This is a genomic window from Rhizobacter sp. P2_H2, from assembly GCF_056403375.1.
Genome location: NZ_JBFUFP010001081.1, coordinates 1 through 1,781 on the forward strand (window position 1 = coordinate 1; position 1,781 = coordinate 1,781).

At 69.9% G+C, this 1,781-nt stretch carries 2 protein-coding genes; both read left to right on the forward strand.

Annotated features, from left to right (window positions below; all coding sequences use genetic code 11):
* A partial coding sequence (gene mnmH / locus AC1D15_RS30230; protein WP_477828931.1) for a tRNA 2-selenouridine(34) synthase MnmH occupies positions 1-926 on the forward strand: 926 nt, incomplete at its 5' end.
* Between the two features lie 18 nt (positions 927-944).
* The coding region (locus AC1D15_RS30235; RefSeq protein ID WP_477828932.1) for a putative selenate ABC transporter substrate-binding protein at positions 945-1,781 on the forward strand (837 nt) is incomplete at its 3' end.

A 1,781-nucleotide genomic window follows, 5' to 3' on the forward strand; every position in this document is an offset into this window, starting at 1 on the left:
GCGACGACGAGCGCCGCATCGTCGGTACCACCTACGTGCAGGTGTCCGCCTTCGAGGCCCGCAAGATCGGCGGCGCGATGGTGGCGCGCAACATCGCCCGCCACCTCGACGAACTGATGCGCGACAAGCCGCGCGACTGGCGTCCGCTGCTCTATTGCTGGCGCGGCGGCCTGCGCAGCGGCAGCTTCGTCAACTGGCTGCGGCTGGTCGGCTGGGATGCGCAGCAGCTGAAGGGCGGCTACAAGTCGTGGCGCGCGCACGTGATCAGCGAGCTGGCCACGCGCGCACCGGCGCTGCCGCTGCGCGTGCTGTGCGGCCCGACCGGCAGCGCGAAGACGCGCGTGCTGCACGCGCTCGCGCAGCAGGGCGAGCAGGTGCTCGACCTGGAGGCGCTGGCGGCCCATCGCGGCTCGGTGCTCGGCGACCTGCCCGGCACCGTGCAGCCGTCGCAGAAGGGCTTCGAGACGCAACTGCTGCACGCGCTCGAGGGGCTCGATCCGCAGCGGCGCATCTGGGTCGAGGCCGAGAGCCGCCGCATCGGCCGCCTGACGGTGCCCGAACCGCTGCTGCAGCGCCTGCGCGAGAGCCCGGTCGTCGAGATCGCGGCGACGCGCGAGGCGCGGCTTGCCTACCTGCTGCGCGACTACGCCTGGCTCGGCGACGACCCGCAGCGCCTGGCCGACAAGCTGGGTGGCCTGCGCGAACTGCTGCCGAAGGAGACGCTGGCGCAGTGGCAGGCCTGGGCACGGCAGCGCGAGCTGCCGCCGCTGTTCGAGGCGCTGATGGCCCGGCATTACGATCCGCTCTATGCGCGCTCGCAAGGGCGCCAGCTCGAACGCATCGGCCAGGCGCAGCGCGTCGAGGCCGACGACCTGTCACCCGATGGCATCGCGGCACTCGCGCTGCGCATCGCCTCCCTTTCCTGAACCCCGTGGGACCCACCGATGAAACACGCGCTCCAACACCTGCTCGCCGCCTTGTCACTTGCGTTGATCGCCGGCACCGCTGCGGCGCAGACCGCCACGCCCGGCGTGTTGCGCGTCACCGCGATCCCCGATGAATCGCCGACCGAGCTGGCGCGCAAGTTCGCGCCGCTCGGCAAGTACCTGGAGGGCAAGCTCGGCCTGAAGGTCGAGTGGACGCCGGTGACCGACTACGCTGCCGCCGTCGAGACGGTGGTCAACCGCAAGATCGACCTGGCCTGGTTCGGCGGCTTCACCTTCGTGCAGGCCAGCGTGCGCTCGAACGGCAAGGTGATTCCGCTGGTGCAGCGCGAGGAGGACGAGCGCTTCCGCTCGGTCTTCATCACCGATGCGAAGAGCGGCATCGCGAAGCTCGAAGACCTGAAGGGCAGGACGCTGAGCTTCGGCTCGGCGTCGAGCACCTCGGGCCACCTGATGCCGCGCAGCTTCCTGCTGGCCGCGAAGATCAACCCCGATGCCGACCTGAAGCGCGTCAGCTTCTCGGGCGCGCACGACGCGACGATCGCCGCGGTGGCCAGCGGCAAGGTCGATGCCGGCGCGCTGAACATCTCGGTGTGGGAGAAGTTCGTCGCCGACAAGAAGGTCGACACCAGCCAGGTGAAGGTGTTCTACACGACGCCGGCCTACTACGACTACAACTGGACGGTGCATGCCGACATGCCGGCCGAGCTGCGCAGCAAGATCCAGCAGGCCTTCCTTGCGCTCGACCCGGCCACGCCGCAGGGCAAGGAGATCCTCGACCTGCAGCGCGCGACGCGCTTCATCGCGACCAAGCCCGAGAACTACGTCGGCATCAAG